We start from the raw sequence: 26533 nt of genomic DNA, 5'->3' as shown, positions 1-26533 counted from the left end.
CTATGGTATGATTAGCCATATGAGGAAGGTGACAACATGAGAGAGCCATTTGTCAGGGTAGAGGATAAGTCAATCTTATCGTTAGCAGAGTGGGAGCAACAATTTCCTGGATTAGTGGCGGGGTTTACCATTCGCTCAGGCGGGGAAAGTGAACAACCGTACGGGTCTTTTAATATGGGGCTGCATGTGGGTGATGAATCTGCGAACGTAGTAGCCAATAGACGCAAGCTGGCAGAACAAGTCGGGATGTCATTTTCGGCGTGGACATGCGCCGATCAAGTGCATGGGAATCAGGTATGCCAGGTTACAGCAGGCGGGGCGGGAAAAGAAAGTCTGGAGGACGTCATTTCTGCAACAGATGGTTTGTTTACCCTTGAAGAAGGAGTCATGCTGACCTCGTTTTATGCAGATTGTGTGCCTCTCTATTTTCTACACCCTCAATCAGGTGCAATCGGACTTGCCCACGCAGGCTGGAAGGGAACAGTAGGCCGTATTGCCGAGGAAATGGTGAAGGCAATGACGAAGCACTATCAGGCCAAGCCAGCGGACATTTTCGTCGCAATTGGCCCATCCATTGGCGGCTGTTGCTATGAAGTCGATGAGCGAATCATGACGCAGGTTCGCACTTGTGCAGGCGATTGGGAAAAAGCAGTGATCTCTTCCACTGGGGATCGATATATGCTGGACCTCCGTCAGTTGAACACAGCGATATTGCTCGAAGTTGGAATTTCTTCCGGGAATATTTTCTCCACGAATTGGTGTACAAGCTGCAGAACAGACTTGTTTTTCTCTCATCGCAAGGAAGCTGGGATACAAGGAACTACCGGACGGATGGCTTCCTATATCGGCTGGAAGGAAAACCTGTAGAAGAAAGGGAAGGGTTCGTTATGACCAAGGAACAAGAATTGTTAAAAGAACGACTGCAATCCATCGAGGCAAGAATTCAGGCTGCTTGCGATCGGGCGAACCGCAAGCGTGAGGAAGTAAAAATTATTGCCGTAACCAAGTATGTCGACGCAGATGCTATTGGCGACTTGCTCGCTGTAGGCGTTGAGAATATCGGAGAAAATCGCGTGCAGGATGCCTTGCCCAAGCATGAACTACACGGCGATAAAGGAATCTGGCATTTTATCGGGCACCTCCAGACGAACAAGGCAAAAGAAGTCGTAGGGAAATTCCCGTACATCCATTCTCTGGATCGACTTTCTTTGGCACAAGAGTTGAATCGACGCGGTGAAGCACTGGATCATGTCGTAAAATGCTTTTTACAGATCAATATATCCGGTGAAGAGACAAAATTTGGGCTTAGTCCCAATGACGTATTGGCTTTTTTGCGCGAAACCAGTAATATGAAACATATAAGTATCGTTGGATTAATGACAATGGCGCCTGTTGTCGAAAACCAAGAGGAAGCCAGACAGGTGTTCCGTGGTCTCTATGAGTGGAAGCAACGGATTAACGAAATGGCATTCCCGCACGCACAGGTGGAAGAACTGTCCATGGGCATGTCTAGTGATTTTGAAGTGGCCATTGAAGAGGGAGCTACATATATTCGTTTAGGATCGGTATTGGTCAAGCCGGAGTAAAAGAAAGCAGACCAAACCACGGAGTAAGAGAGGAGGAAGAGTATGGGTGTTATGAATAAATTGATGGGGTTTCTGGGGTTAGAAAACGAGGAATACATCGAAGAGACAACAACGGTGGAAGAGGAAAGAGAAGAGCAAGAGTCCTCGCACAAACGCCAGCCAGCGATCAGTCGAACTAACAACGTAGTACCGTTTCAAGCACGGGAAAAGGAGGGAATCCGTTTGATTCTCTGTGAACCCCGTCATTACAGCGACGCACAGGATATCGCTGACAACCTACGTCATCGTAGACCTGTTGTGGTCAATCTTCATCGCGTGGAAAAAGACCAAGCCAAGAGAATTATCGACTTTTTGAGCGGGACGGTATATGCATTAAACGGTGATATCCAAAAGGTCGGAGACACGATCTTCGTGTGCACACCTGACCATGTAGATATTCAGGGTACGATCTCCAGTGTGCTGGAAGAGTAGCCATTTAAGACGAATGTAAAAGGGTGAGCTAATGACTGCTGTCATTTCGATTTTAAATTTTGCCTTTACGGTATATCAATACATGATTATTGCTTACATTTTAATGTCATGGGTTCCTCAAATGAGAGGTACAGGCATCGGTCAGTTACTGGAAAAACTGGTTGAACCTTATTTGGCGCCATTTCGCCGGTTTATCCCACCGCTCGGCTTCATCGATATCTCCCCGATTGTCGCATTGATTGCCCTGCGTCTTGCCCAATCTGGCCTGTACGCCATTTTGGAACAAATCATGTTCTAGGCGAGTGAAACGATGAGCATATTTGACCATTTTTCAAAAGAAGAACGTCCCTTTGTTGAACGGGCGCTGGAAATGCTGACGCAAGTAGAGCGGAAGCAGGCCATGCGCCTTACTGATTTTGTAGACCCGAGGCAGTTGCTGATTTTTCAGAGTCTATCCTCACAAGTAAGAGATGTAAAGGTTTCTCCATATGGAGGATACGAAGGTGCCGAGCGAGTTCGTATTATCATCCATCCGGAGTACCTCCCAGTCGACCCTGATGATTATCGCCTTACCTTATTGGCAATCAAGGCAGATCAGCGCTTTCATGTGCTGGAGCATCGAGATGTGATGGGGGCGATGCTGGGTGTCGGGATGAAGCGGGAGAAATTCGGAGATATGCTGACAGATTCAGCGGGCAGCTATACGATTGTAGCAGAGGAAGTTGCTGATTTTGTCTGTGCGCAGGTGACACAAATTCACCGGACATCTGTTCAGTTTGAGCGGGTAGCATGGGAGGCGTTCACACCTCCTGCACCCAAGTTTGTAGAAAAAACAATCACCGTGCCATCATGTCGAATTGACGCGATCATCGGAGAAGTACACAATATGTCTCGCGCAAAAGCCCTGGTGCCAATTCGAGCGGGAAAAGTAAAAATCAACTGGAAAGTAATCGAAGATCCGTCTTATCAACTCCAGATGGGGGATATGGTATCTCTTGCAGGCTATGGTCGGTTCAAAATTCTTGAGGTAGCAGGTCCAACGCGCAGCGGACGAATTCGAATGATTGTCGGACTGGTTACATAAGATGGACCAAGGCGCAAAAAATTGTAAAATACGGCAGGAAACACTGCTAATCCTGTCGAAATGATTAGAGACGAATTATCGGGAAAAGTGGGGGGTTCATGTGCCATTAACGCCGTTGGATATACACAATAAGGAATTCAGCACAGGCTTTCGTGGGTATAACATTGACGAAGTGAACGAATTTCTCGATCAGGTGATCAAAGATTTTGAGCTCTTGATAAAAGAGAAAAAAGAACAGGAAGAGCGCGTAGCCATTCTAAATGAGCGCGTAGATTACTATAAGAGTTTGGAAGAAAATTTGAGCAAGTCGATTCTGGTGGCGCAGGAGACAGCAGAGGATGTGAAGTCGAATGCCCGCAAGGAAGCGCAGCTCATCCTAAAAGAAGCGGAGAAAAATGCAGACCGAATCGTCAATGAAGCATTGGCGAAGTCGCGCAAAATCGCAATCGAAATCGAAGAATTAAAAAAACGTGCTTCGGTTTACCGTATGCGCTTTCGGACGCTTTTGGAAGCGCAACTGGAAATGCTGGAGAATGGCGACTGGGACAGCATCGAACAGCCACAGGTTGATTCTCCTGTAACAGTTGAATAAATCATTGACGTTCGAGCAATGATGGTATTATAATGAAAGACAACTTTTTTGAAATAAATCACAAATCATTGACGATGAACGGGAAGAGTACGTGAGCCAGCACTGCCTAGAGAGTCGGGAAAAGGTGAAAACCCGGCCAGTTGCTTTCGCAGAAAATCACCCGGGAGTTCAACATCCGAAAACCGGTGAACCTTGATGGTTGAACAGGTGAGTAAGTGAGCGCGTCATTCCCGTTACGAATGAGTGAAGTGGAACGAATCCGATGCAGGCTTTTTTGTCGTACGGGTTTGTTCAATCAGGGTGGTACCACGGGAGCTTTCTCTCGTCCCTTTTAGGGGATGAGTGAAGGCTTTTATTTATTTAAGGAGTGAATCAGGCCATGGATTACAGCAAAACTTTAGCGCTACCAAAAACCGATTTCCCTATGCGTGGAAATTTGCCAAGCCGCGAGCCACAGATGCAAGCGGTATGGGAAGAGCAAAATATTTACCAACAAGTGTTGGATCGTACAAAAGACCGCCCGTCTTTTGTCTTGCATGATGGCCCTCCATATGCGAATGGAGACATTCATATTGGTCACGCACTGAACAAAATCCTCAAGGACTTCATCGTTCGCTATAAATCAATGGCAGGCTTTTATGCGCCGTACATCCCAGGCTGGGATACACATGGTTTGCCGATTGAGCAAGCGATTATCAATGCACAAGGGCTGGATCGTCGTAGCATCGAAGTGAACGATTTCCGCCAGCGCTGTGAAGAATATGCTTGGTCCTATATCGACAAGCAACGCGATCAATTCAAGCGTCTGGGCGTTCGCGGAGATTGGGAAAACCCTTATGTAACACTGCTGCCTGAGTATGAAGCCAACCAAATTCGCGTATTCGGTGAAATGGCGAAGAAGGGCTATATTTACAAAGGTCTGCGCTGCGTATACTGGTCTCCGTCTTCTGAGACGGCTCTGGCTGACGCAGAAATCGAATACAAAGACAAGCGTTCTCCTTCTATTTACGTCAGCTTCCAAGTCGCAGATGGAAAAGGCAAGCTGGACACAGAAACAGGTGTTGTGATCTGGACAACGACTCCGTGGACATTGCCAGCAAACCTCGCGATCAGCTTGCACCCAGAACTCGAGTACAACGTCGTGAAGGTAGATGGCCGCAAATTCCTGGTAGCCAACGGTCTGATTGAAGCTGCGAGCAAAGAAATTGGCTGGGAAGGCGTAGAGATTCTTGCGACCTTTAAAGGTCAAGAGCTGGAGGGTGTAGAAACGCAGCATCCATTCTACGATCGCAAGTCTCCACTCATCCTGGGTGAGCACGTAACCCTGGATGCAGGTACTGGTTGCGTTCATACTGCTCCAGGACACGGGGAAGATGACTTTAACGTTGGTCAAAAATACAATTTGGGTGTCCTTTGCCCGGTAGATCACGAAGGTAAAATGACCAATGAAGCACCAGGCTTTGAAGGTCTATTCTATGAAGATGCCAACAAAGTGATTACCGAAAAGCTGAAAGAAAACGGAGCACTCTTGAAGCTCAGTTTCTTCACGCACTCTTACCCACATGACTGGCGTACGAAAAAACCGGTTATTTATCGCGCGACAGAGCAATGGTTCGCATCGATCGACGGATTCCGTACGCAAATGCTCGAAGCGATTAAAAATGTAAAATGGATTCCGCATTGGGGAGAAACTCGTCTGGCTAACATGATTGCGGATCGTGGCGACTGGTGCATTTCCCGTCAGCGTGTCTGGGGTGTACCGATTCCAATCTTCTATTGCAAAGCATGTAACGAACCGATCATTAACGACACGACGATCAACCATGTTGCTGATCTGTTCCGCAAAGAAGGATCGAAAGTATGGTTCTCCCGTGAAGCAAATGAGCTCGTTCCAGAAGGGCTTTCTTGCACCAAATGCGATTGCAACGAATTCCGCAAAGAAACGGATATTATGGACGTTTGGTTCGACTCCGGTTCCAGCCACCAGGCTGTTTTGCGCGAAAGAGGCATTGCTTGGCCAGCTGACATGTATCTGGAAGGCTCTGACCAGTATCGTGGCTGGTTTAACTCTTCTCTCTCAACAGGGGTTGCTGTGCATGGCACAGCTCCTTACAAATCCGTCCTGAGCCACGGCTTTGCATTGGATGGAGAAGGACGCAAGATGTCCAAATCCCTTGGTAACGTCATCGTGCCTCAACAAGTGATTGACAAGATGGGCGCAGATATCTTGCGTCTGTGGGTAGCTTCTGTAGATTATCAGGCTGACGTGCGCATTTCCGATGCGATTCTGAACCAGATCGCTGAGGTGTACCGCAAAATCCGCAATACGTTCCGCTTCCTGTTGGGTAACCTGGATGGATTTAATCCAGCAACAGACCGCGTAGCGTACGAAGAGCTGGGAGAGCTGGATCGTTATGTTCTGGCGAAAGCGGCAAAAGTCGCGAAGCGTACACGCAAAGCGTACGATGAATATCAGTTCCATACCGTTTTCCATGCGGTTCACAACTTCTGCGTGATTGATTTGTCGGCGTTCTATCTGGATATTTGCAAGGATCGCCTGTATGTAGAAGCACCAGACAGTCTGAAACGACGTGCTGCACAGACAGTGATGTACGATTGCTTGCTCAGTCTGGTGAAGCTGGTTGCTCCACTCTTGCCGCATACAGCAGATGAGGTGTGGGCGTTCATTCCAGGCGTGGAAGAGAAGAGTGTGCAGTTGACAGATATGCCAGAAGGCGACGAACAACATCTCAGCTTTGCAGCAGAAGCAGAGAGCAAATGGGATGCGTTCCTGGCGATCCGTGACGAGGTTCTCAAAGCCATGGAAGAAGCGCGCCGCAACAAGGTGTTCGGTAACTCCGTTGATGCGAAGCTGGCTCTGTACCCACAAACGGAAGAAGTTGCGAAAACATTGGCAGCAATGGACGATCTCGCTGACCTGTTCATCGTGGCTCACGTGGATGTACACAGCGGGTCTGCTCCGGCAGAAGCAGTACAACTCGAAGGAATTGCTGCTGTGGTCTCTGCCGCAGACGGTGGAAAATGCGAGCGTTGCCGCGTAGTAAAACCTGATGTTGGCACTCGCGAGTCGCACGCGTCGCTCTGCGTACGTTGTGCTGATGTGGTCGAACAACATTACGCACATGTAACAGAATAAAATCGGTTGATCAACCTGTCATTCCCTTTGGGGGTGGCAGGTTTTTTGCTGGTCATATTTCCTTCGGGACCAAGACATACTACCTGTTGAGGAAACCAAACAAAGGTGGTGTACAGCGTGGACCAAAAGATGGTGGCCAGCTTCCGGGAAAAGCTGCTGGAACAGAAAAAAGAACTGGAAGACCGCGTACAGGACCATTATGGCATGAGAGAACCGATGACAACCTCTTTGCAGGAATTCTCCATGTACGATAATCATCCGGCAGATATCGGCAGCGAGATGTTTGAACGGGAAAAAGATTTGGCTCTAGACAGTCTCGATCGTGAGACGTTAAAAGAGATTGATCAAGCGCTACAGCGTATGGAGGAAGGCACCTACGGCCTGTGTACCGTCTGTGGAGAGCAAATACCTGTGGAGCGACTGGAAGCATTGCCACAGTCACAAACGTGCAAGGAGCACGCACCAGCGCCAATAGTCAATGAGTCGCGCCCGATTGAAGAGGAGTTTTTGCAGCCACCATTCGGACGTACGTCTTTAGATGAAAAAGAAGGACAAAACGGATTCGACGGTGAGGATGCTTGGCAAATTGTCGAGTCATGGGGGACATCCAGCACGCCATTTTCGTACCAGGGACCCGACAAAACGGATTACGACGAAATGTATATCGAGAGCAATGAGCCGGATGGTTTTGTAGAAGCCGTAGAGGAGATCGGTTATACCGATATTGAGGGCTATCACGGACCGGACAGTGTGCATTTTATGAGAAGCGGGACGTATGAGGAGTACATGAGAAAAGGAGAAGGAAAAGGAAACTTCCTCTCCTATGACGATTATGAGGGAGAGCAAGCAGAGCGAGAGGGCATGGATGACTATTCGTGATCAGGTAGCGATCGCAGACTTACAAATTGAGCGCGTGGAAACGTATCCGCTTCTTCATCGTTTATCGCAAGCTTACGGTGATGCGAATGGGTATAAGCGTTATCGAACGAGTTATCTCATTCGGATTATCACACGGGCTGGAATAGATGGCTGGGGAGAAATTATCGATTGGCTGCCGACGCTCCACAAGGGCTTTAGTGAGCGCATTATTCCGTACTTGCTCGGGAAGCAGGTGGATGACAGAGTAGCCATTGTCGATGTCATAGGAAAGTGGCATCAGCGATCGGCTTCAGGTGTCAGTATGGCCTTTACGGAAATTTTGGCGAAAGCGGCCGGGTTAACTGTGTGCCAACTGTGGGGAGGGCAGATTCATTCTGGTATCCCGGTATATGCCTCCCTCCAATCCTACCGTGAAACAGAAGACTGGATGCAACAGTCATGGAAGCAAGTCAGCCAGCAAGTCGACGATGGCTTCAAGATGGTGAAAGTAAAAATTGGCGGCCGCTCTGTTCAAGAGGATCAGACGCACATTGAAAAACTGATGAAAATCCTTCCCGAAAAAGTTCAAGTAGCAATAGATGCCAATCAGAGCTACGACTGTGCGACTGCAAGGAAGTGGGCAGGGCTTTTTTCCCGTTATGGCAATTGGCTTTGGCTGGAGGAGCCGATGCCTATGGATCGTACAAACGAATATGTCAAGCTTCGTTCGTCATTATCCATTCCGCTTGCTGGCGGAGAAAACTTGATCCGTTGCACACAGTTTTTGCCCTTGTATAAGGAGGGGGCCATCGATATTGCACAGCCTGACCTGATGCATACAGGGGGCATTGACGATTATCGAACACATTTGCAAATGGCCCGTCAGTTTGGTTATCGCGTGTCTCCGCATTCCTTTGATGGCTCGCTGGCACGATTGTATACGTTATTTGCACAAGCTTGCTTGTTAGCATGGACCAAGATGGATAGCCATCCCATTGAGCCTGTGGAATGGGATGTGATGGAGAACCCCTTTACACAATTGTTTCCGCTGCGACCCATAAATGGCGAAGTGACGCTACCCAGTGGCGTGGGAATAGGTGTTGAACCTGACTGGGAGATTATTAACGCGTTGCGCTGGGACGGTAGCGCTTATGCGTAAGACAAGGAGTTTCGTATGGCACAAAATGCGAAAAACCTAATTGGGCTTGTCGGGGTTCCATTAGTTATGGTGCTGGGCAACTCGATGCTGATCCCTGTACTGCCTACAATGAAAACGGAAATGAAGCTCACTTCCTTACAGTCGAGCTTGTTGATCACCGCTTTTTCGATTGCAGCAGGTATTGTTATCCCTTTTGCCGGCTATTTGTCGGATCGATTTGGGAGGAAAATTGTCATTATCCTCTCCCTTGCCCTGTATGGTTTGGGTGGATTGGTCGCAGGGCTTGCCGCGTTGTGGATCGATCAACCTTATATGGCCATCATGGGGGGGCGTGTTCTGCAAGGGATCGGTGCCGCCGGAACAGCCCCCATCGCGATGGCATTGGTAGGGGATTTGTTCGATGGCGCATCGGAGAGTAGGGCATTGGGGCTCTTGGAGACATCCAATGGGATGGGAAAAGTATTAAGTCCGATTATTGGCTCCTTGCTAGCTCTCATTTCTTGGTACATGGTCTTTTTAGCTTTTCCGATTATTTGTGGGGTCGTCCTCCTGATGTTTTTATTTTTGACCAAGGAAAAGAAACAGGAGAAGAAGCCGCTCCCCGTCAAGCAGTACATGCATTCAATCGCGCAAGTGTTCAAGCAGCATGGAAAATGGCTTGTCCCCGCGTTTTTTATAGGGAGCATCTGCTTGTTCACGTTGTTTGGTGTACTGTTTTACCTCTCTGATTTATTGGAGGAAAAATACAAGATTGATGGTGTCATCAAAGGCTTCTTTTTGGCCATTCCCTTGCTCATAATGAGTATAGCGGCATACGTGACAGGAATCATCATTAAAAAGAAGCTGAAGCTGATGCGTCTGTTTGTGATAATCGGCATGTTTTTGTTGGCTACGTCTTACGTTCTGGCCAGCTTTGTCCAAGGGGCTTATATCCTGATTGGCATTTTGGTCATCGGCAGCGTAGGGACAGGGATGATTTTACCGTGCTTGAACTCCATGATCGTTGGGGCCGTACAAAAAACAGAGCGGGGCATGATTACTTCTTTGTATAGCGGTGTCCGTTTTATCGGTGTTGCGATTGGCCCGCCTATTTTTACCTGGTTGCTCGGAATTTCCCGAACGGTCATGTTTCTATCAATCGCAGGTTTATCGCTCGTTTTCGCAGTAGTTGCGATCTTTTTCTTGAAGCCCAAGCAGGTCGAGCAGCAAGGACAGGGGACAAAAGACAGCGAGACGAAAGCGTGGCGGCAACTATCAGAGGTATTGGGAATTGAACCGGAAACGGTACATGAGGAACAACGTGAGAGAGCCATCGAAAGGTATGGTTTTGACCCAAATGAGCTCGTCAAGCGAGTGTTGTCGGGAAAGAAGGAAAAGGAAAAACAATAAACAGGCTGTCTCTGCCGGTCAGTCTCACCGAATACAATGTCGGAGAGCGGTAGGGACAAGCCTGTTTATGATGGCTAGGACTCAGCGAACGGATGACGCAAAGCTCGTTCGAGTGCAAGCGGATACACATCATCTTGCAAAATGCGACTAAACTCCTGATTGGCTTTTACATCCCGCGGGATATCCGCAAACACAATGGTGGCAAGCACATCGGAGCCACTTGGCTGGTTTGTATAATGCGCTACCTTGGCGATATAAATGTCTTTTCGCATCGAGTCGTCGATGGTGTACTGTCCGATGCGCTCAATCCCTTCCAGAATAGCGCCAGTTTCTTCATAGACCTCACGAACTGCCGCTGCCAGGCTGTTTTCACCCGGTTCTACTTTTCCCCCTGGTAGCTCCACACCGCGTTTACGATGGCGCGTAAATAACAGCTTACCTTGATAAAAAGCAAAGATCAGCACGTGACCGGCTTGGTGGTTACGATATTCTTCTGGGGAAAAGGTTAGCTTGACAGGTAAGCCGAAATCGTCGTTAAAAGCGTACATGCAATGCTCTCCTTCTACAGGCTCATTGATTTCGTGTTTTGGATTTGCAAGGAAAGATGTTTGACCGCCTTCATCGCTTGACCAACTGCTAGAGACAAACTCGCATAAGCGGCTCCGTTGCTCACGTCTCCGATTGCGTATATCCATGGAGAGTTGACTCGGTGATACGAATCGGTTTGCAAATACTCATCGCCAAACGTGTCCAAGCCTTTGAGACCAGCTGTGTTTCCATGAACGCCAATTCGTGGCAGAATCCAATCGACTACGATCGTCTCCGGATTACCTTCTCGCGTAGAGGTGAGTGACAAAACAGTCCGTGCCTCTTCGTCCTGATAGTCGTTAACTTGTGTTTCCCACAGGACTTGAATGTTGGGGAGGCCTGTGATTTTCTTTTGCCACTCCGGCCGAGCACGCCACTTCTTGCTCCGAACCAACAGATACACCTGTCGGGCATGCAAACTCAAATTCGCAGCACTCTCTAACGCACGATCTCCTCCGCCAATAACAGCGATATCTTGCCCGGCGATGGTGTGCGCTTGGGCAGTTGTAGAAAACCAAGGCGACAGGACGCTCGGACAACCAGCTAGGGTCGGGATTTCATTCCAACCAACGCCTGTAGCAATGAGTAAATAGTCGACACGATAAACGGATTTTGAAGTGGTCACCTGTTTCGTTTCCTGATCAATGGAAAGAATGGTCTCGTTGAATCGTATGTTTTGCTGCTGGATGAAAGGATGTTCGATCAGTACCTTTACAAGGGCAGCTCCCTGGTCATATACAAGGGGCGGAAAGTCGGTAATCTCGTTGTATATGTGATGCAGTTGGCCGCCGAGTCTATCTGTTTTTTCGATAAGAAGACAAGAAAGACCTAATCGTTGGCACCATATTGCTGCGGACAACCCTGCGATGCCGCCACCTGCGATCAGCACCTGTATGTGTTCCACTCTCTAGTCCCTCCGATTCCCTTATTCATCTATCCGATTTTCCTCAGTTTTAGACTACCTGTTTCGATTCGCAAGTGCAAGAACTCAGAGGGAAAACCGCTCGAGTTGAATCGGCAGGATTCTACATTTTAACGGAAGATTGTGGTAAAATGAGACGGAAGTTTTCCAGAATATATTGAAAAATGAAAAGCCCAAAGCACTATGGACCCCGTGATACGAAAAAGGAGTGAACCGAACGTGCAAGCCAAGAATGACAAGCCTCAAGCTCCTGCAAAACAGCCGCGTAAACGGATGAAGCGTGGCCAGCGAAGCAAGCGGATGTATCTGCTCTTGGCGGGTTGCTTATTCCTCTGTTTGTTGGCCGTAGGAGCAGGCCTCACCCTCAACCAGTTAGACAAGACCCTGGACGTCGTAACGGTAGACCCTTACAAGCTGCCGGATCAACCCGCTGTAGAGAAGCCGTACGAGCAAAAGAAATCAATCGCTTTTGTCATCGTCGGGGTGGATACGCGCAAAAACATCGGCATGTTGAACACAGATGTCCTTATCGTTGCAGTCGCCAATCCGGTTACGCAAAAGCTGAGCATGGTTTCGTTGCCCCGTGATACCCGCGTTCAAATCCCAGGCTATCCAGGCTATCACAAGGTCAATGAAGTATTTGCATTAGGGGAAAATATTAGGAAAGATGCAGAATTCAAAGGGAAGCCTGTCACAGAAAATGGCATGACGATGCTCAAAAAAACGTTGAATCACATGCTGGGGATCTCGGTTGAGCATTATGTACAGCTTGATTTCGAAGGCTTCACAGCGGTCATTGACAAGCTAGGTGGCATTACGGTTGACGTAGATCGCGATCTCGTATACGAATTGCCGAAGCAAGGTGTATACCGCAATTTGAAAAAAGGGAAACAATTATTGAACGGCGAGCAGGCACTCGGCTTCGTCCGTCATCGCATCGACAGACGTGGAGACGCTTACAACTCCAGCGACTTCGATCGCAACCGCAGACAGCAGCAGGTGATTCGTGCCGTGGCAGAAAAGAGCATGTCGATGGATGGATTATCGAGTTTGACAGTTGTACTGGATACCGTTGGTCAGCATATCAAAACCGATCTCTCGAAAGACCAAATAAAAGGATTGGCACTCGATTTTGCCAGCTTTTCGTCAAGCAATATGGTTACTTTGAATAATGGGGCGATCTGGAGTTCTCCTTATTCCTTGTGGCCGAGGGAGAACATGCAAGCGGTCCGAACTGCCCTGCAAACAGAAGTGGGTGTAACCGGACCGGGCGAACAGCTCAGTGATGCAGCTGTAGCAGAAGTAGCAAAGGTCGAAATGAAAGCGGAGAAGAGAACGCCAGCTTCAAATTCTAAGTCTACAACAGGGACAAAAGAACAGCCAAAAACATCAAAACCAGCGACAACACCAAAACCTAATCCAGAACCGAAACAGGAGCCTGTAACACCACCGACTGTTCCAGATGGCAATGGCGAACTCAATCCTGGGCCGACGGATAGTAATATGCCGCCACCAGATATTTTGGCTCCGCCTGCACCGGCGACAGATAGTGCTGACATCGGGCAAACTGGATGATCTTGAGCACACCCCCCAGGCAAAAGCACATATTCTATCATACATAGACTGTCTTGCCTCTGCTGGGAAGGGGAGTGTGTACGTGATGAAAAATCTGCAAGAGACCATGAAGCAGTTGCAAAAAGCATCCGAAAGTTTGTCCAAGCTCGGTTTTAACCCAGATCACCCGTGGAAAGCATTGAGCCAGATGGGACAGGTGCTGGATACAAACTTTTGGGAGAATATCGCGACGCTTAATAAACAAGCTGCACAAAAAACGGCCGCCGACGCCGCGCCAACTGTACCACCCGTGAAAAAGAGAAAAAAAAAGACGAAGGAAAAACCGATGCGATTCGTGCAGGCTGACGATTCGCATTTTTCCCCAGTCTCGGATATCTTCCAATCAGAGCAAATGGTCATTGTTTCCTGTGAACTGCCGGGCTTCGATCGCGATAGTCTGGAGATTACTCTCTCCGAGCAACGGTGGTTGGAGGTCAAGGGGATCATCAAGGGGAATGAGCACCAGGGGCTTCGTACACAAGGGGAAAGAAGCTACGGTCCCTTTTATCGAAAGCTGGCTCTTCCGGTTTCCGTCAGTTCAAAAGGGATGAGGGCCCAATATCAGGACGGATTGTTAGAAATCTATTTGATGCGTGGTAGGGCTGCGAACGAAGGAAAAACAACATTTAAGGCGAGCTTGTAACAGCAGGTGTAGTCGAAACATCAAAAAAGAACCTGGATTTTTCCGCCAGGTTCTTTTTATTGCACATAAACAGACGCGATGATATAATCGGTTCACGACTGTTATTGTATATGAGATCGTAGTTATTGCATCTTATATCATCATCGTATCATGCTGCTGAACTCTTGTCAAATGTTTTTTCTCATTTGAATGGTTAGGGGAGATATTGAATGAGTTCTTTGGTTCTCGGTTTTCAGGAAATGAAAAAGACGCAGCTTTTGCTCGTTGGCGGAAAAGGGTTACATTTAGGGGAATTATCAAAAATTCAAGGAATACAAGTACCAGAGGGATTTTGCGTGACAACAGTGGGATATCAAAAGATGGTCGAATCAAACGACATGTATCATGCATTGTTGGATCAACTAACCATGTTAACAGTACAAGACCGAGAACAAGTTGGAGAAATCAGCAGGAAGATTCGAGAGAGTATTATGGAAGCAGAGATTCCTTCCGATGTTGTGAAAGCCGTTACTCACTATCTCTCCCAATTTGGAGAGGAGCATGCTTATGCAGTGCGTTCTAGTGCGACAGCTGAAGATTTACCACATGCCTCTTTTGCTGGTCAACAAGACACCTATTTAAATATCATCGGCAAAGAAGCAATCTTGCAGCACATCAGCAAATGCTGGGCTTCTCTCTTTACGGATCGCGCAGTCATCTACCGTATGCAAAATGGATTTGACCACAGTCACGTTTATTTATCGGTTATCGTTCAAAAGATGGTTTTTCCACAGGCTTCGGGGATTTTATTTACCGCTGATCCCATTACATCCAACCGGAAGTTGCTATCCATCGATGCCAGTTTTGGACTTGGAGAGGCACTGGTCTCTGGCCTGGTATCTGCTGATTGTTATAAAGTGCAGGAAGCAGAAATCGTCGATAAGCGGATAGCAACCAAAAAATTGGCTATCTATGGACGAAAAGAAGGCGGAACAGAGACACAGCAGATCGATCCTGATCAGCAAAAGACGCAAACACTAGCCGATGAACAAATTTTACAACTGGCACGCATTGGAAGACAGATCGAAGCTTATTTTGGGTCCCCGCAAGATATCGAATGGTGTTTGGTTGATGACACCTTTTATATTGTCCAGAGTCGGCCGATCACGACTTTATACCCGATCCCTGAAGCGAATGATCAAGAAAATCACGTCTATGTATCTGTTGGCCATCAACAAATGATGACCGACCCTATGAAACCATTAGGACTGTCTCTTTTCTTGTTAACGACTTCTGCACCCATGAGTAAAGCGGGGGGAAGGTTGTTTGTTGATGTTACAAAAATGTTGGCTTCACCTGACAGCAGACAAACCATACTAGATACCCTGGGACAATCCGATCCGCTTATCAAAGACGCACTGATGACCGTCATAGAGCGAGGCGATTTTATACAATCGTCCCCAAATGATACAAATGAACAGAATCCCAGTACAAGCAATAATGGTATGTCGGCTTTGGGTTTTCAAGAACAATTCGAAAACGATCCGACAATTGTTTCTGATTTGATTAAGCGCAGTCAAAAATCGATTGAAGAGGTAAAGCATAACATCCAAACGAAATCAGGGTCGGATTTATTTGATTTTATTCGAGAAGACATCCAGCAATTAAAGAAGATTATATTTGATCCACAAAACATTGGTGTGATTACGGCTGCTATGAATGCTTCAAAATGGATCAATGAAAACATGAACATGTGGTTGGGGGAAAAAAACGTAGCAGACACGCTTACTCAATCTGTGGCAAACAATATTACTTCGGAAATGGGTCTGGCGCTCATGGATGTTGCGGATATCGTTCGTCCTTATCCAGAAGTCATTGATTTTTTACAGCATGTAAAAGATGATAACTTTTTACATGAACTGGTTCAGTTTGAAGGTGGACAGGAGACGCAAGACGCAATCTATGCGTATCTTACGAGATACGGGATGCGATGTTCCGGAGAAATCGATATAACGAAAACCCGTTGGAGTGAAAAACCAATCATGCTTGTCCCCATGATTCTAGGTAACATCAAAAACTTTGAACCGAATGCTGGCAAGCGGAAATTCGAGCAAGGACAACAGGAAGCTTTGGAAAAAGAACAAGAGCTATTAGCGCGACTCATGCAATTACCGGATGGTGAACAAAAAGCAAAAGAAACCAAACAAATGATGGACCTCATCCGGAATTTCATCGGCTATCGAGAATATCCAAAGTACAGCATGATGAATCGCTACTTCGTTTATAAGCAGGCTTTACTGAAAGAAGCTGAACAACTCGTACAAACAAAGGTCATTCATGAAAAAGACGATATATACTATCTCACTTTTGAAGAACTTCATGAGGTCGTACGCACAGACAAATTGGATGATCAGATCATCAACAAACGAAAAGACGAGTACAAGTTTTTTGAAAAACTGACTCCCCCACGTGTAATCACGTCTGATGGTGAAATTATTGCTGGTGAGTACAAGCGAGAAAATCTGCCAGCTAATGCGCTTGTAGGTCTACCTGTTTCAACCGGAGTCATAGAGGGGCGAGCACGCGTCATCTTAAATATGGAAGATGCTGATTTAGAAGATGGCGATATATTAGTCACCGCCTTTACTGATCCTGGCTGGACACCATTGTTTGTATCGATAAAAGGTCTAGTCACCGAAGTCGGTGGACTGATGACACATGGAGCAGTTATCGCGCGTGAATATGGCTTACCAGCTGTTGTTGGCGTGGAAAAGGCTACCACTCTGATAAAAGACGGACAACGAATTCGCGTGCATGGAACAGAAGGGTATATTGAAATATTGTAGTCAGGGGGCCTTGTGCCTCCTTTTTTGTTTCGTTTTTTAGCAAAAATAAAAACAGTGTCAATGAAAAAACATTAACACTGCAAGGATTAGATGTTCCCAAACAATGGCTGATCGACGAGATTGGAGTCCACAGTATTGGTTGCGTTGACGCCATTGAGCGTATTTACGACGTTACCTGTGTTGCCGCCTCCTGAACCGGAGAATGTCTTGGCGGCTGTTTTTGGCGATATGTTGAGGGTGTCTCCGAAGTTAACGGTACCTGAATTGTTATTGATATTGACAGCTCCAATGACAGAAGGCAAAGGCTATCTCCTCCCCCCAGTATATGGTTCTTCACGGAACAGGTGGCGAATGTTTACCACACGTGTTTCTAATGAAATAGACTCGTTTGAACCGATGTGGACAACAGAGGCAGCAGCTAAGAAAGGGACCCGCACATTTCGAACAAAAATGTAAGGACAGTCATGGAACGTATCGATGCAAATCGGTTCAGTCGGGCTGGGTGCGACTAAAGGAATGGAGAAGGCAGAGTAATCCTCGAACATAAATTCGTTTTCGTAAAAGATGGCCTTTTCACGCTGGACCGCCAAAATATTGGAAACAGCATCAAGGCACTGGGAATCACCTACTTGCAGAACCGATGAGGCATCTCCTGAGAGGACATCTACCTTGTGGATATGACTGGTTCTCCGGCACATGGTGACCAACGTCCTTACGGAGCAGGAATTGCCGTATCAACGGGAATAGTGGCACCTACAATCATTTTTTCAGGCGGCGTTTCATAAATCGATCGGAGGTTCACCGTCTGGGTGTCTCCGATAAATAAAGAGGCGGCAGAGGAGAGAGCTTCAATGGTGACTCGCTTCACGCAAATGGCTTCGTTAATCACCTGATACATGATCAAGGTTCGTTCACCTCACGCGGCAAATTTTTTACAAACGTTTCGCATGTTTTATCGATATCGCGTTTCACTTTTTGAACGATCGTTTGCACGAAAATGTCGTGCTGCTCCGGTTCCAGCTCATCAGTAGGAAGATCGTTTAGGTAATGCTTGATGCGTTGATCAATCTGCTTTTTAATATCATCTAAAATAAACGCTCGATAATTTTGGTCAAGTGGGTAATTGCACTCCGTTTCAATTTTTTCTAAAACGAGGTAGGCATCGCCCTCCAAATATTGATAAATCTCATTTTGTACACGGTCAAAAAGAGGAGCGCTGGTTTGGTGAGGATCAGGGATGTCCATTGACTGATTGATGGAGAAATCACCGATCCCAGAATCATTTCCTTTTGGATTTAATCCGATATTGAGAGTCCCTTCGAGACGTTCAACCTTGAGCAAGTCGAATTTGTATTCATTTTTAATGACGGGAGGAATCTGCCTTTCCTTGAGGTCATTGACATCTTGTTGCAGTTGTTCAAGCATCTGCCTCATATGTTCGATCTTTTTGTTTTGCGATTGTATATAGTCATGTAGCTGTTGAATATATTGCATCATTTCGTGTTCCATGTACATGACGATCATCCTTCTTCAGCCAGCATAAAGCGTATTTAGCGACGCCGTAGGGACATACGTGGGGTAATGCGTGACGGCTCTACCAACGGGACCAGTGGAACGAACTCCTCCGAAACAGCTTGTGGAAGAGGTCCTGCTGGTGGTGCTGGTTCTGTAAATCCCCCTGTATTGTAGAGCTTGGATAATGGCTTGATAATACCTGCACTTCCGATCTGGCACACAGAGGAGTTGGTAATGCCATCGATCTTAAGTGAGTTGATTACGATATGCTGCGTGACAAAAAAGTTCATGCGAAATCTCGTCCCTTTGCCCGGTAATCATTCGTTTCTTCTACAAAAAGAGGAATGTCATTATCCGATTGATCATTGACGTAGACGACGCTACGTGGAATTTTGAAGGACAAATTCGTACCGGAATTAAATGATCCTCCACCCGCGAAGGTTTTTGTGTAGCTGGTAGGTGCGATTTTACGGACGTCTCCGACATTGAAAACGCCGCTCACGTTGTTTACATTGATGACTCCAACGAATGCTGGCATGTTCGGCACATCCTTTTGGGAGAGATCCTCTCTGTATTGTATGTCGTAGGCCATTGGGTGTTCATACCTGTTTTTGCGACCGAACCAGTGCGAGCAGCATATGATGTATGGATAGGCGAGTTTTAGGAAAAGGAGAAAAAGTTGCATGAATATGAAGGTGACGAATAAAAAAATAGACGTCGGTGATTTCAGCTTTGGTGGGGTTTCTCAGTCGTCGATTGTGCTGATTGGGGACACCGATGTCCTGTCCTGCTACACTATTTTTGATACGCCGCTACACGCCGTGATTTATTCACCCCAGGTTCCTATCCGGCCGTTAGACCTTGGTTTGCGAAGAGGGTAGCAGTGGTTTTTACGTGTTCGCGTATTTAGCCTGATAGTGGCTGAGAGCCAGCAACGGCCAAATCCAGCGATAGCTGTGATAAGCAAAGTAAGTGCCGCCAGGGCGACCCCCGCCAGTTGGGTAGCGTGTCGTCCAGTCATTTGCTTGATTGTGAGTGAGCAAATAGCGAATTCCTCGTTGCAGCTCTGCCGTCGGCTTGGATGACACGGCTATCAGTGCATCGATTGCCCATGCTGTCTGCGAGGGAGTGCTTGCTCCGAGGGGGACGTACGTTTTCTTTAGGTCACTTTGGCAAGATTCCCCCCAGCCGCCGTCGGGATTTTGGTTGGCAACCAGCCACGCCACCGCTTTTTGGATGGCGGGTTCAGTAGGGGAGAAGCCAACCGCCATCAGCCCGGTAATGGCAGCCCAAGTACCATATAGGTAAGCAATTCCCCAACGTCCATACCAGGAGCCGTCTGACTCTTGATGCTTGAGAAGCCAGCGGACTCCTTTTTCTACGTGCAGGTCAGTCAATGTTCGTCCGGCATAGTTTCCGAGGAATTCTAAGGTCCTCCCTGTCAAATCTGCAGAGGACGGATCTGTACTGACGGTATCAGCTCCTTCGATAGGCAAGTGGCGAATGAAATCAGCATCTGTATTTCGTTCAAAAGCAGGCCAGCCTCCATCGTCGTTTTGCATGGATAATAGCCATTCGAGACCGCGTTTCCAAGCGGCTGCTGCTGTCACATCCGTACGGGCCAGCAGGCGTAGAGAGCGCAGCGCAGCCGTCGTATCATCAATATCCGGGTTCATGGTGTTGTAATCAGAAAAGCCCCAACCGCCAGGCTTTCCATTTGGATTGCGAATTTTCCAGTCACCGTACGTATGCTGCTGTTTTCGGAGAAGGTAGCGGTTTGCTTTTTGAATCGCGGGATGCGTGGGAGTAAGTCCGCTTTTTTGCAGCGAAAAAGTCAAGAGCGCCGTGTCCCAGACGGCTGAAGTAGCTAGCTGCAAGTGTGCACCGTTTTCATAATCATAGACACTACCCGTAAGCCCTTGCATCGCTTTTTGGATCAGTGGGTCTTTCGGAGAAAACCCCCGTGCAAGTAGCGCAAATATCATGAAAAAGGTAGAGGTCGAATAATTGTACAGCGTACCGTCCGGCTCGATTCGCGCCAGGATATATTGTTCCAGACGACGTAAAGCAAGCTTGTGTAGTTGTCCGGGTAAAAAGGGGAGCTGCTGCAAGGAATCGTGGATGGTGGCGAGAAACGATTGTCCCTCTTTGAGAAAATTCTCTAGGAATCGATGCGGATATAGACCGCGAGAGATCGGTGTATCTGCGTATAGATCGGACAAGTCTGGTGCATTGTCAGGCTTTTTTACATAGTTGCGATCAGACACAATCATCATGGGGGCAAGATGGACACGTGCGTACCCGACAAAATCGTAAAAGCTGACAGGGAAGCTCGGGGGGAAGAGAGCAATCTCGACGGGAACGAGAAAATGCGAGGGCCACTGGTATTGGCCAGTCAAGGCTGTAGCAAATTTGGTCAGCATGTTTGCTTGTGTCAGCCCACCCTTTTCCAAAATAAACGAGCGAGCCAGAGCCATTCTGGGTTTGTTCTTCGTATATTTGCCTGATAACAGCAGAGCGTAATACGAATCAATCGTCGTAGACAGATGGCCTTCCTGCTCGTCGGGATACAGCTTCCATGCCCCATTATCGTGTTGAAGAGACGTGATGTGAGTCGTGAGCTTCTCCACCAAACGTTCATCATGAATACCCAGCGTACGCAATAGGATGATCATGTGAGAATCTGTCATCGGTGAGCTTTCCAGACAAAAGCGCCATGTGCCATCCTCTTGTTGGCGCTGTAACAAAAAGGCTTGAATGCGGTTGATTTCTTGCTGGACTTCACGCAACTCATTCACCTCCCGATAAAATACGGCGCCTGAGGAAGAGAGGGGGAAGGGCATCGATGGGTTTGTCGTGGTACCAATACGCATCACGTCTGCCGCTTGCCATGAATCTGGGGAAAGTCCGTACGGCGACAGCACCATTGCCAGCACAGGATCAAAAAACGGTAGAGCAGATCAAACAGGAGACAGACGCCCACAACCGTGACAACATAGACAGAACGCGCGCCTATTTGTCGTTTTATCAAAAGCATCCACAGGTTCACTGGGCGCTATTGGCACATCTCGTATCGCGCAATGCGGGATGGAGTATGACTGATTTGCGGGGAGAATTATTACCTCGCTTGCTTCGAACAAAAGAGCAGCAGGATTATTTTTCGTTTTTGGAGCGGGGAAACTGGTTGATTTTTCACGATGCGTACCCTCAATTGTTACTGTATGAAGAGAGTGTCAGGCAACAGACCAACCTTTTTTATTTACTGCCCCATCTGGGCGTCTCTACGTTCATGCAGGCGATCTGGAATCATTTTTGGAAGACCACAGATAAAGAGCTGCTCGCCATTGCTTTGATCATCAATGAACAAAACTATTTGGAAGAACTGGTCATGAAAGACCCGGCCTATCAAAATTCTGTTGTCCGCACAATCCCGTTTGCCCTGCAGGAGCTTTTGCAACTGAATTTGATCTTGTTTCCCCAGCGGAAAGTGGTCGATGAGCAGGGCAGCTCCTTGCAGCTCGCCGGTGAGCGAGTGTTTCATTTTGCCTCCTTACCAGAGAGAATCCGCTTGGGAAAAAGGTTGTACAGTCTGCTGTTCGGTGGTGCGAATAGGCAGGAGGCAGCGTACGCTTGGGCATTGCAACAGCCACACACAGGTTCGCGAAAAGATTATTGGCCGCATCTTTTTCACGATGTGAATGATACAGTTCCTGGTACGTCTTATCAGGTAAAGCTAACGAACTGTCAGCTGCGCCAAGGGGCAAAGCGGCTGTTTTCCCCAACGCTGCGTCAAGTTTGGAGACCTATCCACCATGAGCCGCCAAAGGCGTTAGATTGGTACAAAAACAAGAGCGATGTATGGCATGTGCTGACGCGAGTGGAGGAGACAGCATTTACAGCAGAGATGAGTGAGGCGCATTGCCAGGCGTTGGCAAAAATCGAGTGGGCTGTCGCAGCCAGGACGAGATTACTTGGCTAACTTGTAGTAAAATAGAGAGGAATCCAGAACGCTAGACCGATCCTCGGCGCGTTGCTTAGAGAGTTTTAGAAGGAGCGATTATCATTTGAAGACACTAATTATTGCGGAGAAACCTGACATGGGACGAAATATTGCTGCCGCAATAGATCCTAAAGCGAAAAATAACCGCACCTATTTAGAAGGTGAAAAATATATCATTACGTGGGCAATCGGGCACTTAATTGAACTGGCAGAACCGGAGGCGTACGACCAAAAATATAAAAAGTGGAATATCAATGATCTTCCTATCATTCCCGAGCCGTTTAAGCTAGTACCCAATCGGAAAACAATCGACCAGCTAAAAATAATCGGGCAGTTGGCCAAACGAAGCAATCTGCTGGTTAATGCATGCGATGCCGGGAGGGAAGGCCAACACATCTTTTCCCTCATTCAGCGACATCTAAAATTGACGCAACCCGTTAAAAGACTGTGGATCTCGGACTTGACCCCTGAAACGATCAGGAAAGGATTCGCAGAGATGAAGGATGCCGCAGCCTATGAAAACTTAACGAGGGCAGCAAAAGCTCGTAGTGAAGCGGATTGGCTAATCGGGATGAATGGCTCACGTGCATTTACGACCAAACATAACGTGCTCCTCTCTGTAGGACGAGTACAGACCCCTGTCCTTGCGCTCATTTATGATCGACAGAAGCAGATTGAGGCTTTCTCATCGGTTACGTTTTTTCAAGTAGAAGGGCATTTTTCGCAGGGGGAGAGGATGTACAAGGGTCTTTGGCAAGGTGATCGCTTAACCGATCCAGCTAAAGCAGAAATGTTGGCTCGTAAAGTGAAAGGAAAACAAGGGCGGATCGCCTCCTACGAAGTAAAGGATACCAAGGAGTATCCATTCAAGTTGTATGACCTGACATTGCTGCAACGTGAGGCCAATGGCAAATACGGTTTTTCCGCCAAGAAAACCTTGGATATAGCACAGGCGCTGTATGAAAAACACAAGGTGATTTCTTATCCGAGAACGAATTCCAACTATGTGACAGAGCAAAATATTCCTGAAATGCACAACACCCTGTCGTCCTTGCAAGGCACTGGATATGACGCTCTGGTAAAGGGTGCAAACCGTAGTTTGGTTCATAAAGGCAACAAATTTATATGTAATCCGGCAAAGGTAGATGACCACCATGCTATCCTGCCGACAAATCGTAAGGCTTCAGGGCTTACGCCAGATGAGCAGAAGTTATATGATTTGATCGTTCGCCGCTTTCTGTCGCAGTTTTATCCGCCAGCAGAATATAAGATGCATACGGTCATAACCGATGTGGAAAATGAGTTTTTCAGAACGTCGGTGAAAGAACGGAAAAGTCTCGGTTGGAAGATTATTTATGCCGACCAGCAGAAGGAAAAGCCCAAGAATGGAAAAGGTACGGCCAAAGAAGAAGAGGATAAAGAAGAGATTGAAGTGAACGAGCCTTTTATCATTCAATCCGATGCCAGCGTAGTATGCTCGGATGCGATGGTAAAGGAAAAAGAAACGCAGCCGCCCAAGCATTTTACGGAAGGAACGCTTCTAAAGGCCATGGAAAGCGCAGGCAAGCAAATCGAGGACGAGGAATTGCGTGATGCGATGAAGGAATCTGGTCTGGGAACCCCGGCAACTCGTGCCGCCACCATCGAACGGTTGAAAAAGGTCGGATACGTTGAGATGCAGGGGAAAAAGGTTCAACTTACGCTAAAAGGCCGTACCGTTATCGAATTGATTAGGGGAGCAGGTATCGAACTTTTAACCTCTCCTGAAATGACGGGGCATTGGGAGCGTCGCTTAAATGAGATCTCCCGAGGAACCGCCGCCGACGGGCAATTTATGGAGAATGTGAAGAAATTCGCTACGATGATCGTAGAAAAGGTTCGCGTACAATCTCGTGCTGAAAAGACCTTGTTTGAGAGTGAGAGTACCACGCAAAAAGGATCTTCGAAAACAAGAGGACGAGCTGGCGGGCGCAGTACAGGTAAATCAGGTGGCAGTACTGCCACAACAAGGGCTTCAACTCGAAGCGCAGCAAAGACCGCTACTACAACTTCGAGTATCATCACCAAATGTCCGCGACCGGGTTGCGGAGGCTCCATTTTCATGGGACGCAAAGGTTACGGATGTTCGAATTACAACGTGGGCTGTAAATTCGTTATATGGAAAGAGAATTACGGGCGTATGCTGACGGATACACAGATTAAAGCACTCATTGAAAAAGGCAAAACGGGTAAAATGAAGCTTGAGCGTCAGGATGGAACACCATTTCAAGCAAAACTTATTTTGAAAAGTGTAGAATCGGGCGAGCTTACTTTCGAGTAGGAAAGTAAGCCAATAAAAAAATAAATTGTTGAAACTTACTTGCGTAACCATCGTAAATACATGTATAACGGGGACGGCAAATTCAGGCCGAACTACCTAGCACGTACTTAAGGAGGAATAATCCATGTCCATTTTTAAAAGACTGCGTGATTTGACCATGTCCAATTTGTACGCTTTGATTGAGAAAGCAGAAGATCCAATCAAAATGACAGACCAGTATTTGCGTGATATGCAAGAAGACTTGAGTGAAGCAGAGAAAGCGGTTGCCGCTCAAATTGCATTGGAAAAGAAATTCAAGGTGCTGTATGAAGAACAGGAAGCCTTGGTGAAAAAGCGTGATGAGCAAGCTCACATCGCAGCACAAGCACAGAACATTGATCTGGCTCGACGGGCTCTGGAAGAAAAGAAAGCTGCCGAGCAAAAAATGAACGAATACAAGGACAGCTACGAGAAAAACAAGCTGGCAGCCGATGGATTACGCGAGAAGCTGGCTGAGATGAAAAAACAGATTACCGAACTGAAAAACAAGCGTGAGACATTGGTTGCCCGCGTCAATGCAGCCAAAGCGCAAAAGACGATTAATCAGGCGATGGGTAGCTTCGACACGAACTCGGCTATGTCTGGCTTGAAACGCATGGAAGAAAAAGCACTGCAAATGGAAGCAGAAGCAGAAGCCAGCGGCGAGATTTACAAAAAGCAGAGCTCTTTAGATGATGAAATTGCGAAGTTGAATAAGGATCAAGCCGTTGAGGACGAACTGGCTGCTCTGTTGAAAAAATATGAGGGGTAAACCGCTTCAAGCGGTTTCCCTTTTTTTCAGACCTTATACACTTTGATGAAAGTGGAGTGATTCGCTTTGACGTGGACAGAAATACTAGGGATGCTGGTTTGGACAGGAGCCGGCGGCATTTTGCTTTTTGTTTTGATGTGGATCGATTCGTTGTTTACGAAATACAAGGACATCACGGAAATCAAAAATGGAAACATCGCGGTCACGACGCGTTTTGTTATGAAGCTGTTTGCGCAAGGATACATCTTATCGCAATCTATCATTACCTCCAACTCATTGTGGACAGCTCTGCTCTTTTCTGTGGTCTCCTTTATTATTTTATTCCTTTTGGAAAGAATCGTGGAATGGCTGTTAAAGCAAGTAACCGGACTGGATCTGGAAAAAGGGACGCAGGAAGGAAAGGTGGCACATGCCATGATGGCTGGTTCATTCCATCTCGTGGGTGCCTTGATTTTGGCTGCATGTCTGTAAGACGTGAAAGGGAAGGGAGTACAGCATGAGTTTGATGAAGCGAATCCAAAACATTTTTGCCAAGCATGAGCCTCCTGCACCGGAGAAGAGCATCCTGACGGTGGGACCAGGTGATGTGGTCGATGTATCGCTCGTTACGTATCAAGTAATCGGGAAGGCGAGCAATGCGAGTCGCAAAGCCACGATGCTTACCTTGCAGGATGGAACGACCATTCGCTACCTGTATATCGAAGAACGGGAGAAGATCGTCTATCAGCTGTATAGCGTTATTGATGGACGACTGGATTCAATAGACGAGGTACCGACCACAATCGAGATGGATGATGTCACCTACCATTTGGAGGAGCAATATAATGGCGCCGTCCAGACTGTGGGAAAAGCGCCGTTTCACACATCAGGGGAGCAGTACATCTGGCAATTCCAATCGGATCAACGCCAATTGCTGCGGATCGAGTGGCAGGATGGCCGTTTCATGCTCTATGAGGGAGAAAGTGTTCTACCAGCGGACGTGCAGGTATTGCGCGGCACATAGAGAGGAGGGACAAGTAC

28 protein-coding genes and 1 other annotated feature are annotated in these 26533 nt (G+C 47.4%); of the genes, 19 read left to right on the top strand and 9 right to left on the bottom strand.

The genetic code is table 11. The features are described from left to right. Positions 1–36 precede the first annotated feature (36 nt). From pgeF to HP570_RS03840, 10 genes are all read left to right on the top strand, one after another. Positions 37–867, top strand: coding sequence for a peptidoglycan editing factor PgeF (gene pgeF, locus HP570_RS03885; protein WP_173624944.1), 831 nt, complete (start codon positions 37–39; stop codon positions 865–867). A 20-nt stretch (positions 868–887) separates the two neighbouring features. Beyond that, positions 888–1586, top strand: a complete 699-nt coding sequence (locus tag HP570_RS03880) for a YggS family pyridoxal phosphate-dependent enzyme (RefSeq protein WP_142496457.1) — start codon at positions 888–890, stop codon at positions 1584–1586. A 42-nt stretch (positions 1587–1628) separates the two neighbouring features. After that, complete coding sequence (locus HP570_RS03875; RefSeq protein WP_015892082.1) at positions 1629–2057, top strand: cell division protein SepF; 429 nt, start codon at positions 1629–1631, stop codon at positions 2055–2057. A gap of 31 nt (positions 2058–2088) precedes the next feature. Continuing rightward, the gene (locus HP570_RS03870; RefSeq protein WP_015892081.1) at positions 2089–2355 is read left to right on the top strand and encodes a YggT family protein; all 267 of its coding nucleotides are present in this window, start codon (positions 2089–2091) and stop codon (positions 2353–2355) included. Positions 2356–2367: 12 nt separating this feature from the next. Continuing rightward, positions 2368–3141, top strand: a complete 774-nt coding sequence (locus tag HP570_RS03865) for a YlmH family RNA-binding protein (protein ID WP_173624943.1) — start codon at positions 2368–2370, stop codon at positions 3139–3141. Positions 3142–3241: 100 nt separating this feature from the next. Further along, complete coding sequence (locus tag HP570_RS03860; protein WP_007717747.1) at positions 3242–3733, top strand: DivIVA domain-containing protein; 492 nt, start codon at positions 3242–3244, stop codon at positions 3731–3733. A gap of 65 nt (positions 3734–3798) precedes the next feature. Then, positions 3799–4066 (top strand) — a binding site (T-box leader). Between the two features lie 46 nt (positions 4067–4112). After that, positions 4113–6890, top strand: coding sequence for an isoleucine--tRNA ligase (gene ileS, locus HP570_RS03855; protein WP_173624942.1), 2778 nt, complete (start codon positions 4113–4115; stop codon positions 6888–6890). A 105-nt stretch (positions 6891–6995) separates the two neighbouring features. Beyond that, positions 6996–7769, top strand: a complete 774-nt coding sequence (locus HP570_RS03850) for a TraR/DksA C4-type zinc finger protein (protein WP_015892077.1) — start codon at positions 6996–6998, stop codon at positions 7767–7769. Next, positions 7756–8907, top strand: coding sequence for a mandelate racemase/muconate lactonizing enzyme family protein (locus HP570_RS03845; protein WP_173624941.1), 1152 nt, complete (start codon positions 7756–7758; stop codon positions 8905–8907). The genes HP570_RS03850 and HP570_RS03845 overlap by 14 nt, the downstream gene beginning before the upstream one ends. A gap of 15 nt (positions 8908–8922) precedes the next feature. Further along, positions 8923–10296 carry an MFS transporter gene (locus HP570_RS03840; protein WP_142496463.1) on the top strand — a complete coding sequence of 458 codons (1374 nt, stop codon included), beginning with the start codon at positions 8923–8925 and terminating at the stop codon, positions 10294–10296. A 74-nt stretch (positions 10297–10370) separates the two neighbouring features. Here HP570_RS03840 and HP570_RS03835 read toward each other — a convergent pair whose 3' ends face one another. Continuing rightward, entirely contained in the window at positions 10371–10844 is a 474-nt protein-coding gene (locus tag HP570_RS03835) for an NUDIX domain-containing protein (protein ID WP_173624940.1), read from the bottom strand. A 14-nt stretch (positions 10845–10858) separates the two neighbouring features. Next, complete coding sequence (locus HP570_RS03830; RefSeq protein WP_173624939.1) at positions 10859–11788, bottom strand: NAD(P)/FAD-dependent oxidoreductase; 930 nt, start codon at positions 11786–11788, stop codon at positions 10859–10861. A gap of 237 nt (positions 11789–12025) precedes the next feature. Between HP570_RS03830 and HP570_RS03825 the strand changes: the two genes are divergently transcribed. The 3 genes from HP570_RS03825 (at position 12026) to ppsA (ending at position 16888) form a co-directional block, all read left to right on the top strand. Next, on the top strand, positions 12026–13381 hold the full coding sequence (locus HP570_RS03825) for an LCP family protein (protein ID WP_173624938.1): 1356 nt from the start codon (positions 12026–12028) through the stop codon (positions 13379–13381). 85 nt (positions 13382–13466) lie between these two features. Further along, the gene (locus tag HP570_RS03820; protein ID WP_041749522.1) at positions 13467–14063 is read left to right on the top strand and encodes an Hsp20/alpha crystallin family protein; all 597 of its coding nucleotides are present in this window, start codon (positions 13467–13469) and stop codon (positions 14061–14063) included. Positions 14064–14272: 209 nt separating this feature from the next. Beyond that, positions 14273–16888, top strand: a complete 2616-nt coding sequence (gene ppsA / locus HP570_RS03815; protein ID WP_173624937.1) for a phosphoenolpyruvate synthase — start codon at positions 14273–14275, stop codon at positions 16886–16888. An 86-nt stretch (positions 16889–16974) separates the two neighbouring features. Here the strand turns inward: ppsA and HP570_RS03810 are convergent, their stop codons facing one another. Genes HP570_RS03810 through HP570_RS03785 form a run of 6 tightly spaced genes read right to left on the bottom strand, consistent with a single transcriptional unit; the run spans position 16975 to position 18941 of the window. After that, positions 16975–17190, bottom strand: coding sequence for a spore germination protein (locus HP570_RS03810; protein ID WP_015892069.1), 216 nt, complete (start codon positions 17188–17190; stop codon positions 16975–16977). 3 nt (positions 17191–17193) lie between these two features. Next, on the bottom strand, positions 17194–17586 hold the full coding sequence (locus tag HP570_RS03805; protein ID WP_173624936.1) for a spore germination protein GerPE: 393 nt from the start codon (positions 17584–17586) through the stop codon (positions 17194–17196). Between the two features lie 14 nt (positions 17587–17600). Continuing rightward, complete coding sequence (locus HP570_RS03800; protein ID WP_015892067.1) at positions 17601–17786, bottom strand: hypothetical protein; 186 nt, start codon at positions 17784–17786, stop codon at positions 17601–17603. A gap of 2 nt (positions 17787–17788) precedes the next feature. After that, a complete protein-coding gene (gene gerPC / locus HP570_RS03795; RefSeq protein ID WP_173624935.1) occupies positions 17789–18403 on the bottom strand; it encodes a spore germination protein GerPC in 615 nt (204 codons plus the stop codon). Positions 18404–18438: 35 nt separating this feature from the next. Next, positions 18439–18693 (bottom strand): spore germination protein GerPB, encoded by a 255-nt coding sequence (locus HP570_RS03790; RefSeq protein ID WP_015892065.1) that lies wholly within the window; start codon positions 18691–18693, stop codon positions 18439–18441. Then, positions 18690–18941: a spore germination protein gene (locus HP570_RS03785; protein ID WP_015892064.1), complete on the bottom strand. Its 252-nt coding sequence runs from the start codon at positions 18939–18941 to the stop codon at positions 18690–18692. The genes HP570_RS03790 and HP570_RS03785 overlap by 4 nt, the downstream gene beginning before the upstream one ends. Positions 18942–19086: 145 nt before the next feature. Here HP570_RS03785 and HP570_RS03780 point away from each other — a divergent pair, with 145 nt between their 5' ends. Further along, on the top strand, positions 19087–19284 hold the full coding sequence (locus HP570_RS03780) for a hypothetical protein (RefSeq protein ID WP_015892063.1): 198 nt from the start codon (positions 19087–19089) through the stop codon (positions 19282–19284). A 9-nt stretch (positions 19285–19293) separates the two neighbouring features. Here the strand turns inward: HP570_RS03780 and shc are convergent, their stop codons facing one another. Next, positions 19294–21276, bottom strand: a complete 1983-nt coding sequence (gene shc, locus HP570_RS03775; RefSeq protein WP_173624934.1) for a squalene--hopene cyclase — start codon at positions 21274–21276, stop codon at positions 19294–19296. On the opposite strand from shc, the gene HP570_RS03770 reads away from it, so the two are divergent. The 5 genes from HP570_RS03770 (at position 21249) to HP570_RS03750 (ending at position 26516) form a co-directional block, all read left to right on the top strand. Next, positions 21249–22382, top strand: coding sequence for a DUF2515 domain-containing protein (locus HP570_RS03770; RefSeq protein ID WP_173624933.1), 1134 nt, complete (start codon positions 21249–21251; stop codon positions 22380–22382). The two genes, shc and HP570_RS03770, sit on opposite strands and share 28 nt — an antisense overlap. Before the next feature lie 85 nt (positions 22383–22467). Beyond that, a complete protein-coding gene (locus HP570_RS03765; protein WP_173624932.1) occupies positions 22468–24723 on the top strand; it encodes a type IA DNA topoisomerase in 2256 nt (751 codons plus the stop codon). 124 nt (positions 24724–24847) lie between these two features. Beyond that, the gene (locus HP570_RS03760; RefSeq protein ID WP_015892054.1) at positions 24848–25513 is read left to right on the top strand and encodes a PspA/IM30 family protein; all 666 of its coding nucleotides are present in this window, start codon (positions 24848–24850) and stop codon (positions 25511–25513) included. A gap of 66 nt (positions 25514–25579) precedes the next feature. Continuing rightward, on the top strand, positions 25580–25984 hold the full coding sequence (locus tag HP570_RS03755; protein ID WP_015892053.1) for a DUF350 domain-containing protein: 405 nt from the start codon (positions 25580–25582) through the stop codon (positions 25982–25984). A gap of 25 nt (positions 25985–26009) precedes the next feature. Beyond that, the gene (locus tag HP570_RS03750) at positions 26010–26516 is read left to right on the top strand and encodes a DUF4178 domain-containing protein (RefSeq protein WP_015892052.1); all 507 of its coding nucleotides are present in this window, start codon (positions 26010–26012) and stop codon (positions 26514–26516) included. Positions 26517–26533 lie beyond the last annotated feature (17 nt).

Source organism: Brevibacillus sp. RS1.1, from assembly GCF_013284365.1.
In the GTDB taxonomy this organism is placed as follows: Bacteria; Bacillota; Bacilli; order Brevibacillales; family Brevibacillaceae; genus Brevibacillus; species Brevibacillus brevis_D.
The sequence above is the reverse complement of the archived record's forward strand: the minus strand, read 5'-3'. Positions and strand labels throughout refer to the sequence as shown.

Coding starts and splice junctions, on each gene's coding strand:
- HP570_RS03875 (WP_015892082.1), top strand. CDS start 1,629: ATGGGTGTTATGAATAAATTGATGGGGTTTCTGGGGTTAGAAAACGAG.
- HP570_RS03780 (WP_015892063.1), top strand. CDS start 19,087: ATGAATATGAAGGTGACGAATAAAAAAATAGACGTCGGTGATTTCAGC.
- HP570_RS03770 (WP_173624933.1), top strand. CDS start 21,249: ATGGGTTTGTCGTGGTACCAATACGCATCACGTCTGCCGCTTGCCATG.
- HP570_RS03760 (WP_015892054.1), top strand. CDS start 24,848: ATGTCCATTTTTAAAAGACTGCGTGATTTGACCATGTCCAATTTGTAC.
- HP570_RS03835 (WP_173624940.1), bottom strand. CDS start 10,844: ATGTACGCTTTTAACGACGATTTCGGCTTACCTGTCAAGCTAACCTTT.
- ileS (WP_173624942.1), top strand. CDS start 4,113: ATGGATTACAGCAAAACTTTAGCGCTACCAAAAACCGATTTCCCTATG.
- HP570_RS03805 (WP_173624936.1), bottom strand. CDS start 17,586: ATGTGCCGGAGAACCAGTCATATCCACAAGGTAGATGTCCTCTCAGGA.
- gerPC (WP_173624935.1), bottom strand. CDS start 18,403: ATGTACATGGAACACGAAATGATGCAATATATTCAACAGCTACATGAC.
- HP570_RS03820 (WP_041749522.1), top strand. CDS start 13,467: ATGAAAAATCTGCAAGAGACCATGAAGCAGTTGCAAAAAGCATCCGAA.
- pgeF (WP_173624944.1), top strand. CDS start 37: ATGAGAGAGCCATTTGTCAGGGTAGAGGATAAGTCAATCTTATCGTTA.
- HP570_RS03880 (WP_142496457.1), top strand. CDS start 888: ATGACCAAGGAACAAGAATTGTTAAAAGAACGACTGCAATCCATCGAG.
- HP570_RS03865 (WP_173624943.1), top strand. CDS start 2,368: ATGAGCATATTTGACCATTTTTCAAAAGAAGAACGTCCCTTTGTTGAA.
- HP570_RS03785 (WP_015892064.1), bottom strand. CDS start 18,941: ATGCCAGCATTCGTTGGAGTCATCAATGTAAACAACGTGAGCGGCGTT.
- HP570_RS03800 (WP_015892067.1), bottom strand. CDS start 17,786: ATGTATCAGGTGATTAACGAAGCCATTTGCGTGAAGCGAGTCACCATT.
- ppsA (WP_173624937.1), top strand. CDS start 14,273: ATGAGTTCTTTGGTTCTCGGTTTTCAGGAAATGAAAAAGACGCAGCTT.
- HP570_RS03750 (WP_015892052.1), top strand. CDS start 26,010: ATGAGTTTGATGAAGCGAATCCAAAACATTTTTGCCAAGCATGAGCCT.
- HP570_RS03790 (WP_015892065.1), bottom strand. CDS start 18,693: ATGAACTTTTTTGTCACGCAGCATATCGTAATCAACTCACTTAAGATC.
- HP570_RS03845 (WP_173624941.1), top strand. CDS start 7,756: ATGACTATTCGTGATCAGGTAGCGATCGCAGACTTACAAATTGAGCGC.
- shc (WP_173624934.1), bottom strand. CDS start 21,276: ATGCGTATTGGTACCACGACAAACCCATCGATGCCCTTCCCCCTCTCT.
- HP570_RS03840 (WP_142496463.1), top strand. CDS start 8,923: ATGGCACAAAATGCGAAAAACCTAATTGGGCTTGTCGGGGTTCCATTA.
- HP570_RS03870 (WP_015892081.1), top strand. CDS start 2,089: ATGACTGCTGTCATTTCGATTTTAAATTTTGCCTTTACGGTATATCAA.